Raw genomic sequence first — 16580 nt, forward strand, 5'->3', positions numbered from 1 at the left:
AAAATCCATCTTAGCTAAATGTCTGATGCTGCATGCCAAGTTTCCCTGTAAAAATCGATACAATAGATACCCTACGATATTCTACTATCATTTTCATTTTTTATCAAGTCATACAATTTATTAACTGCATCAGACAACCCGCCTTCTGATTTTATTATGCCACATTTGACCGCCTGGGCTCCCACCAGCACCGAACCTATATCCTTTGAAAGCTCCTTTGTATTAAACATAAGAGCCTTTACCTGATTTTCCGTTATATCGGAATGAGACACTATAAAATCTATTATACGATCCTGCATTTTCTCAATGTAGTAAAAGTTCTGTCTGGCTCCAAGCGTCACCCCTGCAACTCTTATGGGATGGACTATCATGGTGGCTGATTTTACTATGAAGGAATAATCTCCTGCCACCGCCAAGGGCACCCCTATGGAGTGGCCTCCTCCAAGCACCACTGTCACCACCGGCTTGCTTACGGACGCCAGAGCCTCTGCTATGGAAAGCCCCGACTCCACATCTCCTCCTGTGGTATTTATAAGTACAAGAACCCCTTTTATATCATCATTCAACTCTATTCCGGCACACCATGGTATTATCTCCTCATATTTTGTGGTTTTCGCACCTCCGGGCAAGGAATTGTGTCCCTCTACCTCCCCAAATATATTTATAACGGCTATCCCTTTATCCATGTTTTCTACTCCTTCTTCGGCAACGATAACATGACATCATTACATAACAGCAATAAAGCACGCTTTGCGAGTTTTATCCGCTGATTAGCAATCGTCAAATGCAACCATGCAAGCATGTTGCACTTGACTCATTGCCATAACAAAAAGAGAGGCATAAGCCTCTCTTTTTAATATGTCCTTATATTGAAATAAAATACTATTACATTGTGTATACTATCTCATTTACATCCTGAAGGTCTGCTGCAGGAATATAATTTCCATCATATGCCTTGCCATTTACAACCATTGATGTACAGCCGCTTTCGTGTCCGTCTGGATTTAATACCTTAATGTTAAGCTTCCTTCCGCGGAAATTCTTCTCGATAGTAAACTCCTTCCAATCAGAAGGAACAGAAGGTGCTATCTGTAAGCCGCCAAAATCAGGTCTCATACCAAGGATACCTTCAACGCAGCCCACCATACATGTGGAAGCTGTTCCTGTAAGCCAGTGAACATGAGCTCTTCCCTCGTAAGGGCTTCCCACAGACTCAGTAAACTGTCCATGGCAATATGGCTCAAGCTTTCTTATCTCTGCCCTGTCGTTCATGGAAGCAGGTGATGTTTCATTAAAGTACTCAAAGGCTCTGTTTCCATGTCCCATAAGAGCCTCGGCAAGGATTATCCATCCCTGTGGCTGTGAGAATATACCTGCATTCTCCTTAGTACCTGCATTGAACAGTATCATAAGTGCCCCGTCAAAGGCATGCTTCCTGTAAGGTGGATACATAAGTCTTACACCATATTCTGTGTTAAGCTCCTTATGTACAGTCTCAAGAGCTGTCTCTGCCTGTTCCTTGCTTGCAAGACCGCTTATAACAGCCCAGCTCTGTGGATTGAGCCACATGCTCGCCTCAGGATCATGCTTTGAACCGATGACCATTCCGCCTTCCTTATAACCACGGATATATCTGTCATCCTCCCAGCACTTCTCCTGGATAGTGTTATAAAGATCTGACTGGATCTTATCTATATACTTAATATACTCTTCATCATTCTTCTGCTCTGCGAACTTCTTGATAACAGTCATGGCATAATAAAGCTGCATGGCAACGAATGTTGACTCTCCGCGCTTTCCAAGTCTTAAGCAGTCATTCCAGTCTGCATGAAGACCTGCCGGCATGTTATTGTCTCCAAGTCTGTTCATTGAGAAGTCAATAGCTCTCTTTAAGTGCTCGTATACAGTTCCCTCGCCGCCATTTGCGAATAATATAACTTCGTCGATGAAATCAACGTTTCCCGTCTCGGCAATATACTTGTATACAGTTGGGAACAGCCACAGTGCATCGTCTGCTCTGTAAGCAGGATGACCTGTTGCCTGTACATATGAAGGATCATCCGGAGTATCCTCATGTCCTGCATTGTGGTTGAACTTAACCAGCGGAAGTCCTCCGCCATTGTCAACCTGGGCTGAAAGCATAAATCTGATCTTCTCCAATGCCATTTCAGGATCAAGATGAATAACACCCTGAATATCCTGAACTGTATCTCTGTATCCATATCCGTTTCTCAGACCACAGTATGAGAAGGAAGCTGCTCTTGACCATATAAATGTCATGAAGCACTGATATGAATTCCATGTATTTATCATATTGTTAAATGAATCACTAGGTGTATGCACCTGGAAGTTATTTAACTTGCCATGCCAGTATGTCTTAAGCTCTTTAAGCTCATCCGCACAAGTCTTTACACTGTCCTCATAGCGGGAAAGTATCTCGTCTGCAGCCTTTCCATTCTTCATTCCAAGAACAAATGCAAATTCCTTAGTCTCGCCCGGCTCAAGCTCAAGCTTTGTGCTTAATGCACCACAACCGTTACCGTTGTAATTAAGCTTGTTGCCGCAGTCTCCGTTTATAATACCTACAGGATCCGCATATGTGTGATATCTTCCAAGGAACTCCTCCTTGTCACCACAATATGTATCAACAGGTGCACCTGCAAGACCCAAAAATCTCTGAACTGCAGAATTTCCATTTACAGGGCTGTCAACACAGTTTTCATTTATGAACTGCATTATCTTGTTGTTCTCAAAGAATGTTCTTGTTATAAACAGTGTGTACTGAAGGTTTACCTGATCCTGCTCATAATTGTTGTCATTTGTGAACTCACAGAAGCCGGTGACTGTAAGCCTCCTCTTAACATCGGAAGCATTTGTCACCTTTACCTTCCATACTTCATAAGTCTTATCCAGAGGCACATAATAAAGCACCTCTGAATTGATTCCTGAATACTCAGCTTTGATGTTAGTGTAGGCAGTACCATGATGGCACTCGCTCTTGTATGTCTCAAGATCCTTGCCTACAGGCTGCCATGAAGCAGACCAGTAATCCTTTGACTCGTCATCTCTTAAATAAACATATCTTCCCGGCTGGTCAAAGTTATTAAATATATATCTTATGATCCTGCCGTTTGCTCCTGATTTCTCGAAGCTGTAACCACCCGCATTATTTGATATGATAGCACCATACTCAGGAGAACCGAGATAGTTCGCCCATGGTGCGGGAGTATCAGGTCTGTCTATGATGTACTCCTTATTTGCTTCATCAAAATAGCCAAATCTCATTAGCTTACCCCCTTATTTATTATTCTGCTGAACCTGTGCCTTCCTTTACATCCTTAAGACTAAGGCTTATCCTTCCGGCTCTCTCATCGATCTTGATGACCTTAACAGTTACGTCATCGCCTACATTTACAACATCCTCAACCTTATTTACATGCTTGTCTGAAAGCTTTGAAATATGGATGAGTCCATCCTTGTTAGGTGCAAGTGATACGATGGCACCGCACTCTATAACCTTAACTACCTTACCTGCGTAGTTCTTTCCTACTTCAAGTGGCTCAACTATCATCTTGATCATATTGATGGCCTTGTCCATGCCGTCCTGATCAACACCACAGATTGATACTCTTCCCTCATCATCGATATCAATCTTAACGCCTGTCTCCTCAATGATAGTGTTGATAGTCTTACCTCTCTGTCCGATAACCTCACCGATCTTATCAGGATCGATCTTGATCTGTACGATCTTAGGTGCGTACTCATTTACGTTTGGTCTTGGTTCAGAAATAGCAGGCTTCATACATGTATCCATGATGAAGAGTCTTGCCTCTCTTGTTCTTCTGATAGCCTCCTCAACTATAGGTCTTGTAAGGCCATGTATCTTAATATCCATCTGAATAGCTGTGATACCCTCTGTTGTACCTGTTACCTTGAAGTCCATATCGCCGAAGAAGTCCTCAAGTCCCTGGATATCTGTAAGCACGATGTAATCATCATCTGTATCACCTGTAACAAGACCGCATGAGATACCTGCAACCATGCTCTTGATAGGAACACCGGCAGCCATAAGTGACATACATGATGAACATGTTGATGCCATTGATGTTGAACCATTTGACTCAAATGTCTCAGATACTGTTCTTATTGCATATGGGAACTCCTCAGGTGATGGAAGTACAGGAAGAAGAGCTCTCTCAGCAAGGGCACCATGTCCGATCTCACGACGTCCGGGACCTCTTGAAACCTTTGTCTCACCTACTGAATATGAAGGGAAGTTGTAATGGTGCATATATCTCTTTGATGTAACATTCTCATCAAGTCCGTCGATCTTCTGGATCTCTGAAAGTGGGGCAAGTGTACATACGTTACAGATCTGTGTCTGTCCTCTTGTGAACATTGCTGAGCCATGTACTCTAGGCACGATATCTACCTCGGCTGCAAGCGGTCTGATCTGGTCGATGGCACGTCCGTCTGGTCTCTTGTGATCCTTTAAGATCATCTTTCTTACAGTCTTCTTCTGATACTGGTAAAGTGCTTCAGGAACAAGTGCAAGCCACTCTTCATTATCTGCAAATGCTTCCTCAAACTTATCTCTGATCTGTCTTATATTCTCTTCTCTTACCTGCTTCTCGTCTGTGAATACAGCAACCTCCATCTCAGCAGGTGTAACGATCTCTTTCATTGCCGCAAATAATTCCTCAGGAATTGCACAGCTCTCATATGAATGCTTTGGCTTACCAATCTCAGCAACGATCTTGTTAATGAACTCAATGATGGTCTGATTTACATCATGAGCAAGGTAAATAGCCTCGATCATCTTAGCCTCAGGAACTATATTAGCTCCTGCCTCAATCATGATAACCTTCTCGCTTGTTGAAGCAACTGTAAGCTTAAGATCTCCCTCTGCCCACTGTTTCTGTGATGGGTTGATGATAAACTCACCGTCTACAAGACCTACCTGTGTCATTGCACATGGTCCGCAGAAAGGAACATCTGAAATACATGTTGCAATAGCTGAACCAAGCATTGCTACGAGCTCAGGTCTGCACTCAGGATCAACTGACATTACCATATTGTTAAGTGTAACATCATTTCTGTAATCCTTAGGGAACAGAGGTCTCATAGGTCTGTCTATAACTCTTGATGTAAGGACAGCATTCTCTGAAGCCTTGCCCTCTCTCTTATTAAATCCTCCCGGAATCTTTCCTACAGCATACATCTTCTCTTCGTATTCAACGCTGAGCGGGAAGAAATCAATACCGTCTCTTGGCTTCTCTGACGCTGTTATTGTTGAAAGTACTGTTGTGTCTCCGTAGTGCATAAATGCTGCACCATTTGCCTGTGCCGCTACCCTGCCGATATCAACTGTAAGTGTTCTTCCTGCAAGTTCCATAGAGTATCTCTTAAACTCTTTGCTCATATTATTTTTTCTCCTATCCGAATTATAATTGTATTGTGAAAGACGTCGAAACAACTACAAAAACTACCGTAAACCGATAATCTTTATAGAAGTCTCGATATGTCTTATCACAATCTTTTAAATTTTATCATAGAGCCGCCAAAAAGACAACAGTATATAAAATAATTTTGCCATAATAAAAACTCCACCGGTATTACTACCGATGGAGCGTATCTTTTTTGCCGCTATAGAAATTACTTTCTTAAACCAAGGCTCTCAATTAATGTTCTGTAACGATTGATGTCCTTGCTCTTAAGGTATGCAAGAAGGTTTCTTCTCTGACCAACCATCTTAAGAAGACCACGATTTGAGTGATGATCCTTAGGATTAGCCTTGAAGTGACCGTTTAAGTCATTGATTCTTGCTGTAAGAAGTGCGATCTGTACCTCAGTTGAACCTGTGTCCTGTGCATCCTTACCATACTTTTCTACGATTGCCTGCTTCTGTTCCTTTGTTATCATTGTAACAAACCTCCTAAATATTATAATACACGGCCAAAACTGAGCAACAGGTTGGAGTATCCTGTAACTAAGCATTGGCTGACCTTGATTAAGGTATCATAAAAAACCCGCAAAGTAAAGTCTTTTTTGCTTATTTTTTGTTGAAAGCTATATTCATGTCAGTTATAATGTTACGGTAACTCAAAACACAGTATAGACTCCATTATAACATGTACATCACACAGTGTTCATCATGCAGGGCTCATCACACAGGGAATATAAAGCACCGTTTACGAGATATTGTTATTTTGATAAGTCACATACGCCGTGATCATGCATCGGGCCTCAGATCACGGAATATAACAGGCCTGTGAAAATGGTATATAATATGGCAGGATCAACAATAGGTAATAAATTTTCCATAACAACCTGGGGAGAATCCCACGGCAAAGCCCTTGGGGTGGTAGTTGACGGATGTCCCGCAGGTCTCACACTTGATGAGAATGATATACAGATATATCTTGATCGTAGAAAGCCGGGATTTTCCCAGTTTTCAACTCCAAGAAAAGAATCGGATAAAGTAGAGATATTATCCGGAATATTCGAGGGCAGGACAACCGGCACCCCTATTTCCATGATAGTCCACAATACATCCCAGCGTTCATCGGACTATGGTGACATAGCAACCTACTACAGACCCGGACATGCAGATTACACCTTTGATGAGAAATACGGCTTCAGAGACTACAGAGGCGGTGGACGTTCATCAGGAAGAGAGACCATAGGACGTGTGGCAGCCGGGGCTATCGCAGCCAAGATACTTAAACAGTTAGGCATAGAGATAACCACCTATGTATCATCTATCGGCGATGTCCAAGTGTCTCCTGAGAACTTCAACAGAGAATACATAATGCAGAACGAGCTTTATATGCCCGATAAGGACAGCTACGAAAGAGCCTCTGCTCTTCTGTCCGACATCATGGCTGCAAATGATTCCATAGGCTCCTCTGTCCAGTGCATCATAAAAGGCATGCCTGCCGGAATAGGTGAACCGGTATTTGACAAGCTTGATGCCAACCTTGCCAAGGCAATAATGTCAATAGGTGCAGTAAAAGCCATTGAAATTGGGGATGGCTGTATGGTATCGGAAAATCAGGGAAGCTACAACAACGACAACTTCTCCATGAAGGATGGCAAAGTGTCCAAGCAGAGCAACCATGCCGGAGGAATCCTCGGCGGAATGAGCGATGGAAGTGACATCGTCATAAAGGCTCACTTCAAGCCCACCCCATCCATTGCATCCACCCAGCATACTATAAATAAAAGTGGCGAGAATATTGAAGTATCCATAAAAGGCAGACACGATCCTATAATCGGACCTCGTGCAGTAGTTGTGGTTGAGTCCATGGCTGCCATAACCGTTCTTGATCTATTATTTGATAATATGAGTTCAAGGCTTGACAAGATCATAGATTTCTATTCATAATATCAAATTATGAAAACCATCATAAAATAATTTTGATCAAAAAAATCATGATCAAATACAAAAAAAGATTCAAAAAACCTCAGGACATATGAGTCCTGAGGTTTTTTCACATAATATTTATACAATGAAACTTATACTGGATAAGTGTTCATGTCCCCTGATAATGATATCCGGTTTATTTAATCTCCTCTTTACTTTTTCCTATCTTCCATATAGCGTAAAGCCCGAGAGAAACTACCACACAACCTCCTACGATGTTACCAAGCGTAACAGGTATAAGATTCTTAACTCCAAATCCATACACATTAAGCTGCGAATGTATCTGATCTGCTGTATATCCGTACAGCTCGCATGCCTTGTCCACGTATTTGTCATTTGTAGCTGCAATCATCCCCGCCGGAATATAGTACATATTGGCAACGCAGTGCTCAAATCCTGATATTACGAAGACCATGATTGGAAAAAATGCTGCAAATATCTTACCGATGATATCCTTTGACGCAGAACACATAAGAACTGCAAGACATACAAGGATATTACACATTATTCCTGAGAAAAATGCCTTATCAAAGCTAAGCCCTGTCTTACCCATGGCAACCTTTATTGTGAAAGCTCCAAGCCCACCATCTGAATAATCGAACTGTCCTGATGCAAATACCGCATAGGCTGCAAATAACGCACCAAGGAAGTTGCTTAAGTATACAAGGATCCAGTTTTTTAACATTCCTGTAAGCCTTGCCTTACCATCCACAACTGCCATAATGATCATACAGTTGCCTGTAAATAACTCACCTCCGATTATTATCACCAGCATAAGTCCCACCGGGAACACTGCTCCCGCCAGGGTTCTTGAAAGCCCCACATTGCTTACCGTATGTATGGCAAGGTTAGAACCTTCTGCGCCGATAGCAATAAATAAGCCTGCGAAAAATCCCATTATCATCATCTTGATCACATTCAGATTGGCTTTTGTCACTCCGGTCTTAATGTTGTTTTCAACAATCTGGGTAGGGTTAAAAAAATTCATTTCCATTTTTGATATTATCTCCTGTGTCTTTTATGTATTTCATTTATTAAGCTCTTGGATGGGCCTTTCTGTACTCTTCCTTAAGCCTGCTCTGCTTGCTGTTCAGATATATCTGAGTTGTAGATATATCTGCATGTCCGAGCATTTCCTGCACAGCCTTCAGATCCGCACCGTTATTTACAAGATGTGATGCAAATGAGTGCCTGATCATATGTGGGGTAATATCCTTCTCAATTCCAGCCTTGTTGGCATAATATTTAATTATCTTCCAGAAGCCCTGCCTTGTCATAGGTGCACCCTTGCAGTTAGAAAACAGATAATCACTATCCTTGCACATCTCATCATGCACTTCGTTTAAATATCTGCCCACTGCATTCTGGGCAGCATCCTCAATAGGTATTATTCTGGACTTGTTGGCATCGTGACACTCTATGTAACCAAGACTTAAGTTCACATCCGCCTTCTTAAGAGTAACAAGCTCAGTAACTCTTATACCTGTAGCATAGAGCAGTTCAAGCATTGCCCTGTCCCTTATCTCTTTTGGCGTCCTGTCTCCCGGCTGCTCAAGGAGCTTTGTAACCTCTTCAACTGTCAATACGTCAGGTGCCTTCTTCTCGATCTTAGGTGTCTTAACCGTATCACAAGGATTGCTGTCTACAATTCCTTCCTTAATGAGGAAATTATAGAATGACTTGATCGATGCCACGTTCCTCGACACGGTTGCCGCTGACATCCCCTGTTTCTCAATATACAGCACATACGAATTGACCTTCGTCTCATTAATATCCTTGATATCCGTTATTCCGGTTTCCATAAAATAGTGATTAAACTTCATCAAATCTCTCTTATATGAAGCCACCGTATTAGCTCTGGACTTCTTCGTATCTTTCAAGAAAATCACATATTGATCTATTAATTGTTCCACTTGTTCTTCCCCTTGTTATGTTGACTAGTTAACATTATAAATACAATTTACAATAAAATCAAACATAATTTTTTGCCCTGTATTACAACTTTTTCGAGTTTTTTGGTAAAATGTACCAAATAATGTATCAATATAATTTATGTATACTAGATATTGTCAAAAATAATTTCAAAAAAATTTCAAAATTTTTAATTGAGTGACAAGATTTGTTAACATAAATGTAATAAAAAGTGCCATCCGCCTGCTTTTAGCCTGTAAAAAAAGTGGTTTACTATAATTTTTGTTAATCGGCTGATCAATCAGCAGTAACAGAATTGAAACATAATACAGAACTGCCGACAACACATATGGGGCAAGCGCCCTTATCTGATAGAACAGTATCCTGTCATCGAACCGTCCCGTGACAATGCATGCCGTTGAAAATGTAAATACAACGGTCACAATCTGCACCGAATACTTAAGCGGAACAAAGCTCAAAAAGAAAAACATAAGTACCATCACAAGATTTATCACCAACAATATCTGGGCTGTTTTCATATTTTGAAATGCATTATTGTATATCGTTGTGATCACAGTGTTACCGCACACAAGAAAAGACCCAGATAAAAGTCCCAGATAATACATAACATAGAAACAAGTCCTGTTCATAAGCCACTCCACAATTGTTCTGCTGTCTGAAACCATATATACATATTTCAGGCTATATATTATTTTATTATCTTTCCGAAATTATATGAGTTATTCTTTAGAAGTAATTCTCTTAAAATCATTCTTTTATGTCTATCCTTTTTATTTACTCTGCTGTTTTATGGATCACCTTTTACCATCTTCCCTGATTGCCCTATAAGCATATATAGCGATCAGGGTTTTTGAATCAACGATCTCCCCTCTTCTTATCATGCGATCAACCTGTTCCATATCAAAAAGACATACATCAATAAATTCATTCTCATCCATATGGCGGTCTGTTTTCTCAAGCTTTGTACCAAGATAAATATATGTCTGCTCATTACTGGTACCAACAGCAAGAATAGTCTTTGTTATGAATATCCTCTTTCCAGGAACAAGGCCTGTTTCCTCCCTTGTCTCACGCACAGCACACTCCTCAGGGCTCTCGCCGGGCTCCATGCAGCCTGCCGGCACCTCATATGTAAGCCTGTCCAGGGTGTTCCTGTACTGCTTCACAAGATATACCCTGCCGTCATCTGTGATCGGAAGTATACAGGCTCCGTCCACATGATCTATCAGGTCATATACCACTTCTCTGCCATCCGGAAGCACAAGATAGTCGTTATATACGTCAAATATATGTGCCTTGTAGGCAAGCTCCTTTTTTATTCTTTTATATTTATTACATTCCATAGTCGCACCTCATCCTTACAATCGGATATGCTCCTCCTACTGGATGGCATAGACATCATTACATAACGAAAAAGGTGCAGACAAATTTGTCTGCACCCTCTTATTTATTTTGCGTAATCAGTTACGCGAGACTCTCTAATAATATTAACTTTAATCTGACCAGGATACTCAAGCTCAGCCTCAATCTGCTTCGCAATATCTCTTGCCAGTAATACCATATCAGAATCACTAACGTGCTCAGGAACTACCATTACACGAATTTCTCTACCTGCCTGAATGGCAAATGTCTTATCAACACCCTTATGAGAGTTAGCAATGTCTTCTAACTTCTTAAGTCTTGTTGTATAAGTCTCAAGTGTCTCTCTTCTTGCGCCCGGTCTTGCAGCAGAAATCGTATCTGCAGCCTGAACAAGACATGCAATAAGAGATTCAGGTTCAACGTCACCATGATGAGCCTCAACCGCATTAACAACAATAGCTGACTCCTTGTATTTTCTACAAAGATCTGCACCTATCTGTACATGTGATCCCTCAATCTCATGGTCGATGGACTTACCAATATCATGGAGAAGTCCTGCACGCTTGGCAACCTTAACATCAACACCTATTTCGCCGGCCAATAAACCACAAAGATGTGCTACTTCTACAGAATGTTTTAAAGCATTCTGACCATAGCTTGTTCTAAATTTCATCTTACCAAGAAGTCTCACCAATTCTGGATGGAGACCATGAATACCCACATCTAATACAGCTGCTTCACCCTCTTCACGCATCATAGTTTCAACTTCCTTCTGCGCTTTTTCTACCATCTCTTCAATTCTGGCAGGATGAATTCTTCCATCCACAATAAGCTTTTCAAGGGCAATTCTTGCCACTTCACGTCTTACCGGATCAAAGCTTGATAAAATTACTGCTTCCGGTGTATCGTCAATTATAAGATCTACACCTGTCATTGTCTCAAGAGTACGGATATTCCTTCCCTCACGACCGATAATTCTACCCTTCATTTCATCGTTAGGCAACTGTACTAATGAGATAGTTGTCTCGGATACATGATCAACTGCACATTTCTGAATGGCAGTGACAACATAATCTCTCGCCTTTTTGTTAGCTTCCTCTTTTGCTCTGGTTTCTAATTCCTTGACCATAACTGCTGTTTCATGCTTTACTTCATCTTCAACAGTCTTTAATAAGTATTCTTTTGCCTGTTCAGAGGTTAATCCTGAAATTCTTTCAAGTTCCTGTAGTTTCTTTGCCTGTAGCTCATCGATCTTTGCCTTCTGCTTCTCAATAGCGTTTTCCTTCTGCGCAAGACTGTTTTCTTTCTTTTCAACAGCCTCTGCCTTACGGTCGATGTTCTCTTCCCTGGCAAGTATTCTCTTTTCCATACGGGATAACTCGCCACGTCTGTCCTTTACTTCTTTTTCAAGTTCATTACGTGTCTTGAGAGCATCTTCTTTGGCTTCAAGCATTGCTTCACGCTTCTTAGCTTCGGCGGTCTTCTGAGCTTCATTTATAATCTCCTTAGCCTGCTCTTCTGCTGTACCGATCTTAGCCTCTGCAATATTCTTACGATATGCTATGGCAACAAACCAGGCAACAACAATAAGGACAAGGGCAATAACGCCTTCGATTATATAATATCCCACAGGAGCACCTCCTTATTTAGTTTTCATTGTACAAGAATACAACATTGATATTTTATTATTTTTTGTGAATTATGTCAAGTAAAATCTAATCTTTTATGTATACTTTAACCAAATAAGCAAAGGAATTACACACCTGTATACTCATCTATGCATAATTTTATATCTCTGTACTTAAAACCTTTTCGCAGAAAAAAAGCAATGATCCTGTCCCTTTTTTCAAGACAGTCATGAACATCATACCGTCTTTCAAGCACCCTCATAATGGTTCCTTTCTCATCCGGAATATCTGACTGGGATATGGCCTCATCTATGATATCTCCCGGTACTCCCTTTGCTATAAGCTCATAGCTTATGACATTAATGCCCTTTTTATTAATGCGGCTCCTAATATATGCTCTGCTATACCTAAGGTCATCAATATAACCGTATTCCTTTAATTTATTCATGGTGGCATCGATTATATCCTGGTCGCAATAATACTCTTTCAGCTTCTTTCTCAGTTCTGCCTCACACTTGTCGGCGCATTTTATACATCCAACAGCTCTGTTCATGGCTCTCTTATAAAGGTATTCTTTCCTGAAGTTATCCAGAACGGCAGTATCCACTTCCTCTCCCACAATCAGCTTAAGCCGCCTTATATCCGAAGTATATACCACGGAATAAGGCTCATAGTCTGTGTACAGAACATACTTGCCCTCTGAAAGCTTCTTTAATTCAGTAACCTGCATGGATAAAATTTAGTCCTCTTTATTCCTCTTTATTCTCTTCCTGCTTAGAATCAGTATTACCTATACCAACCTTCTCCAGTACAAGTGCCTCTATCTCATTGCATACATCCTCATGCTCAGAAAGGTACAGCTTTGCATTCTCACGTCCCTGGCCTATCTTATCACCCTTATATGCATACCATGCGCCTGCCTTGTTCACGATATTATGTTCTACTGCCAGATCAAGTATATCTCCCGTCTTTGATATACCTTTACCGAACATAATATCAAACTCAGCCTCCTTAAATGGTGGAGCCACCTTATTCTTAACAACCTTAACTCTTGTTCTGTTACCAACTATCTCGCCGCTTACGCGAAGTGTATCTATTCTTCTTACATCCATTCTTACGGAAGCGTAAAACTTTAACGCACGTCCACCGGTGGTAACCTCAGGATTACCGAACACTACACCAACCTTCTCTCTTAACTGGTTGATGAAGATAACCACACAGTTTGTTTTGCTGACAACAGCTGTAAGCTTTCTTAATGCCTGTGACATAAGTCTTGCATGGAGACCCATATGGGAATCTCCCATCTCACCATCTATCTCTGCCTTTGGAACAAGGGCTGCAACCGAGTCAACGATCACCACATCAACAGCTCCCGATCTTACCATTGTCTCTGTTATCTCAAGTGCCTGCTCTCCGCAATCAGGCTGTGAAATATACAAATTGTCGATATCAACGCCTATATTCTTGGCATATGTAGGATCAAGGGCATGCTCTGCATCAATAAATCCTGCAATTCCGCCACGCTTCTGTATCTCTGCAACCACATGAAGGGCAACAGTTGTCTTACCTGATGACTCAGGTCCGAAGATCTCGATTATCCTTCCTCTTGGGATACCGCCAAGTCCAAGTGCTATATCAAGACTTAAAGATCCGGTAGGAATAACCTCAATATTCATGTTGGAAGCTGAATCCCCAAGCTTCATAACCGATCCCTTACCATACTGCTTCTCTATATGTGCCAGTGCGGCGTCAAGTGCCTTTATTCTCTCTTCATTATTTACTGCCATAATACAATTCTCCTCCTATGAACATCTGTTCGATTTAACTACATATTATACAACTACGGTTACTTTGTCAATACTTTTTCAACTGTAAATAATAAAAAATCCAGATCATAACGCTTTTTGATTATACTACATTTTACAACAGGATATAATTAATATATAATAAACTGATCATAAATTATTTAGAAAACGGAGGAACCAAATGTCCACAGTAGGTATAATCGCAGAATACAATCCCTTCCACAACGGTCATATGCTGCATTTAAACAGAGCCAAAGAGCTTACCGGTGCAGACCATGCCCTGTCCGTAATGAGCGGAAATTTTCTCCAGAGAGGACTTCCTGCCTTCTGCGACAAGTACAGCCGTGCCTTTCTCGCCGTATCCTGTGGGCTTGACGCTGTGTTCGAGCTTCCCTTCATATACGCAGTATCCGGTGCAGGGGAATTTGCAGCAGCAGGAATATCATTGCTCAACAGCCTTGGTGCAGTGGACTATGTAGCCTTCGGAGCCGAGGACAACGCGCCGGAGCTTTTTGATGAGATATCCCAACTGATGACAGAAGAACCTGAGGAATACAGCCTACGCCTTAAAAGCCTGTTAAAGAGCGGTCATTCCTTCGCCTCAGCCAGAGCAGCTGCCCTGTCGGAGGTATTTGGTGATACCTGTGCGGCTATAATAAACAAACCTAACAACATTCTTGCCATAGAATACTGTACAGCCCTTAAGAAAACCGGCTCCCATATCAAGCCGGTGATAATAACAAGAAAATATTCCGATTACAACAGCACAGAGCTTAATCCTGCCGTGTCCTCCGCCAGCGCCATTAACCGGGCAATATATGACTCCGGAAGCTACAGCAATATCAAGGGCAATGTGCCGGAGGCTGTCTATAGTTTTATTGCAGACAACTTCAACAGAAGGCTGCCGGTATATCACGATGACATGTCACAATTGCTGCAGCACAAAAGATTGTTTTCAAATACAGCAGATCCGAATGGCAACCCGAATGGCAAAAAATATGGCAACATAAATCCGAACGGCAAATATACAGGTACAGAAATATATGACATGTCCACAGAGATTGAAAACCGTCTGAAAAAGCTGCCGGTAAACGACACTATAAGTAATGTTGCCGGAGCCCTTAAGACCAGGAACTATACTTACACCAGAGTATGCAGGGCTCTTGTTCACTATATATTCGGAGTTACCGGTGAGGAATTTCAAAGAGAAAAGGCAGACGGCTATATAAGATATGCAAGGCTCCTGTCCTTCAGAAAAGACTCAGGAGCTATGTTAAAGGAAATCAAAAGCAAGGCCACTGTTCCTGTCATCACCAAAATGGCGGATACCGCCCCTGAAATCATAGGCTCCCTTCAGATGAAATATGACCTGATGGCTACAAATATATACAACAATATGATCTACAACAAGTTCGGAGAGATACTTCCGAACGATTTCACTGCAAATATACCAATATATTAACACGAATAATATAACAGGCAAAAAGCACATATAATAAATAAAAAAGAGTATCCATCATCATGATCTCAGTTATATTTATCATATGTGTTTTATTTTCCTGTATAAACAACAAAGTCATTATTGAAGGATGTCGTGAAGGTCTGCTGGTATGGTATGACTCTGCTCTTCCTGTGATACTGCCCTTCCTTCTGCTTACGTCCCTTTACACATCCTATCTGTCCTTAAAAAACATATCCCAAAAAAGATCCATCTTAACAATGCTCATAACAGGATTGTTCTGCGGCTTCCCAACAGGAGCATTGACCTGCTGTAACCTGTTAGGAAGTCATCAGACCGACAAAAAAACAGTATATGCCCTTATGCCCCTGTGCAACAACATAAGTCCCATGTTTTTATTTGGATACATATATCCCATTATAAGTCCTCTGGGAGCAAGCCTGCCCCACATGCTTATATGTCTGTATGCGCCGGAGTTGTTATTCTGTCTCGCATACCTGGTGCTCCATCAGACACATAATGAAAGAACAAACGAATCTGCTGCCACTATCTCCCACATGCAAAAAAATGAAGCAGTGATTCCCTGCAGGAAATCACCTGAGGATCCTCTTATGTCATCAATAAAGGCAATAACCATGATCGGCATATACATAATCATTTTCTCCATACTGTCTAATATCATAGAATATATAAGTCACAGTAATAGTTATGTAAACTTTGTACTTCCTATGCTTGAGATCACAAAGGGAAGTCTCCTTCTTGAAGGCCTTATAATTGCAGACAAAATAAAAACAGCCCTGATCATCTTCTTAACATCCTTCGGAGGAGTATGTGCCATCCTCCAGGCAGGACATTTCCTAAGAAAATCCGGACTGTCTTTATTATTCTATACAACATCTAAAATAACATGTGCCATAGCGTCAGTCGCACTGCACCTGTTGCTTACCATGATATAATCACTCGTCGAT

The 16580-nt window shown here is 41.3% G+C and carries 13 protein-coding genes; 3 read left to right on the forward strand and 10 right to left on the reverse strand.

Features of this window, described 5'->3' with window-relative positions; translation table 11 throughout:
• Positions 1-71 precede the first annotated feature (71 nt).
• From DXB54_RS06270 to rpsO, 4 genes are all read right to left on the reverse strand, one after another.
• Entirely contained in the window at positions 72-686 is a 615-nt protein-coding gene (locus tag DXB54_RS06270; protein WP_118694606.1) for a ClpP family protease, read from the reverse strand.
• A gap of 199 nt (positions 687-885) precedes the next feature.
• Positions 886-3285, reverse strand: a complete 2400-nt coding sequence (locus DXB54_RS06275; RefSeq protein ID WP_118694607.1) for a GH36-type glycosyl hydrolase domain-containing protein — start codon at positions 3283-3285, stop codon at positions 886-888.
• A gap of 19 nt (positions 3286-3304) precedes the next feature.
• Complete coding sequence (locus DXB54_RS06280) at positions 3305-5422, reverse strand: polyribonucleotide nucleotidyltransferase (protein ID WP_021939100.1); 2118 nt, start codon at positions 5420-5422, stop codon at positions 3305-3307.
• Positions 5423-5655: 233 nt separating this feature from the next.
• A complete protein-coding gene (gene rpsO / locus DXB54_RS06285; protein ID WP_021939099.1) occupies positions 5656-5922 on the reverse strand; it encodes a 30S ribosomal protein S15 in 267 nt (88 codons plus the stop codon).
• 367 nt (positions 5923-6289) lie between these two features.
• Between rpsO and aroC the strand changes: the two genes are divergently transcribed.
• A complete protein-coding gene (gene aroC, locus DXB54_RS06290) occupies positions 6290-7387 on the forward strand; it encodes a chorismate synthase (RefSeq protein ID WP_118694724.1) in 1098 nt (365 codons plus the stop codon).
• Positions 7388-7562: 175 nt separating this feature from the next.
• On the opposite strand, the gene DXB54_RS06295 is transcribed toward aroC, so the two are convergent.
• The 6 genes from DXB54_RS06295 to recA all read right to left on the reverse strand — a co-directional run bounded on the left by DXB54_RS06295 (position 7563) and on the right by recA (position 14135).
• Positions 7563-8420 carry a formate/nitrite transporter family protein gene (locus tag DXB54_RS06295; RefSeq protein ID WP_021939097.1) on the reverse strand — a complete coding sequence of 286 codons (858 nt, stop codon included), beginning with the start codon at positions 8418-8420 and terminating at the stop codon, positions 7563-7565.
• A gap of 40 nt (positions 8421-8460) precedes the next feature.
• Positions 8461-9339 (reverse strand): site-specific tyrosine recombinase XerD, encoded by an 879-nt coding sequence (gene xerD / locus DXB54_RS06300; protein WP_021939096.1) that lies wholly within the window; start codon positions 9337-9339, stop codon positions 8461-8463.
• A gap of 813 nt (positions 9340-10152) precedes the next feature.
• Positions 10153-10701 carry an NUDIX hydrolase gene (locus tag DXB54_RS06310; RefSeq protein ID WP_021939094.1) on the reverse strand — a complete coding sequence of 183 codons (549 nt, stop codon included), beginning with the start codon at positions 10699-10701 and terminating at the stop codon, positions 10153-10155.
• Positions 10702-10805: 104 nt separating this feature from the next.
• Positions 10806-12350 (reverse strand): ribonuclease Y, encoded by a 1545-nt coding sequence (rny, locus tag DXB54_RS06315; RefSeq protein WP_021939093.1) that lies wholly within the window; start codon positions 12348-12350, stop codon positions 10806-10808.
• 125 nt (positions 12351-12475) lie between these two features.
• Entirely contained in the window at positions 12476-13078 is a 603-nt protein-coding gene (locus DXB54_RS06320) for a regulatory protein RecX (RefSeq protein ID WP_021939092.1), read from the reverse strand.
• A 19-nt stretch (positions 13079-13097) separates the two neighbouring features.
• The gene (gene recA / locus DXB54_RS06325; RefSeq protein ID WP_021939091.1) at positions 13098-14135 is read right to left on the reverse strand and encodes a recombinase RecA; all 1038 of its coding nucleotides are present in this window, start codon (positions 14133-14135) and stop codon (positions 13098-13100) included.
• A gap of 199 nt (positions 14136-14334) precedes the next feature.
• Here recA and DXB54_RS06330 point away from each other — a divergent pair, with 199 nt between their 5' ends.
• Positions 14335-15615, forward strand: a complete 1281-nt coding sequence (locus DXB54_RS06330) for a tRNA(Met) cytidine acetate ligase (RefSeq protein ID WP_021939090.1) — start codon at positions 14335-14337, stop codon at positions 15613-15615.
• A gap of 59 nt (positions 15616-15674) precedes the next feature.
• The gene (locus tag DXB54_RS06335) at positions 15675-16568 is read left to right on the forward strand and encodes a hypothetical protein (RefSeq protein WP_021939089.1); all 894 of its coding nucleotides are present in this window, start codon (positions 15675-15677) and stop codon (positions 16566-16568) included.
• Positions 16569-16580: the final 12 nt, after the last annotated feature.

The organism is Coprococcus sp. OM04-5BH (assembly GCF_003482105.1).
Lineage (GTDB): Bacteria > Bacillota > Clostridia > Lachnospirales > Lachnospiraceae > Coprococcus.

Coding starts and splice junctions, on each gene's coding strand:
- DXB54_RS06320 (WP_021939092.1), bottom strand. CDS start 13,078: ATGCAGGTTACTGAATTAAAGAAGCTTTCAGAGGGCAAGTATGTTCTG.
- recA (WP_021939091.1), bottom strand. CDS start 14,135: ATGGCAGTAAATAATGAAGAGAGAATAAAGGCACTTGACGCCGCACTG.
- DXB54_RS06295 (WP_021939097.1), bottom strand. CDS start 8,420: ATGGAAATGAATTTTTTTAACCCTACCCAGATTGTTGAAAACAACATT.
- DXB54_RS06270 (WP_118694606.1), bottom strand. CDS start 686: ATGGATAAAGGGATAGCCGTTATAAATATATTTGGGGAGGTAGAGGGA.
- DXB54_RS06275 (WP_118694607.1), bottom strand. CDS start 3,285: ATGAGATTTGGCTATTTTGATGAAGCAAATAAGGAGTACATCATAGAC.
- DXB54_RS06335 (WP_021939089.1), top strand. CDS start 15,675: ATGATCTCAGTTATATTTATCATATGTGTTTTATTTTCCTGTATAAAC.
- rpsO (WP_021939099.1), bottom strand. CDS start 5,922: ATGATAACAAAGGAACAGAAGCAGGCAATCGTAGAAAAGTATGGTAAG.
- aroC (WP_118694724.1), top strand. CDS start 6,290: ATGGCAGGATCAACAATAGGTAATAAATTTTCCATAACAACCTGGGGA.
- DXB54_RS06310 (WP_021939094.1), bottom strand. CDS start 10,701: ATGGAATGTAATAAATATAAAAGAATAAAAAAGGAGCTTGCCTACAAG.
- DXB54_RS06280 (WP_021939100.1), bottom strand. CDS start 5,422: ATGAGCAAAGAGTTTAAGAGATACTCTATGGAACTTGCAGGAAGAACA.
- DXB54_RS06330 (WP_021939090.1), top strand. CDS start 14,335: ATGTCCACAGTAGGTATAATCGCAGAATACAATCCCTTCCACAACGGT.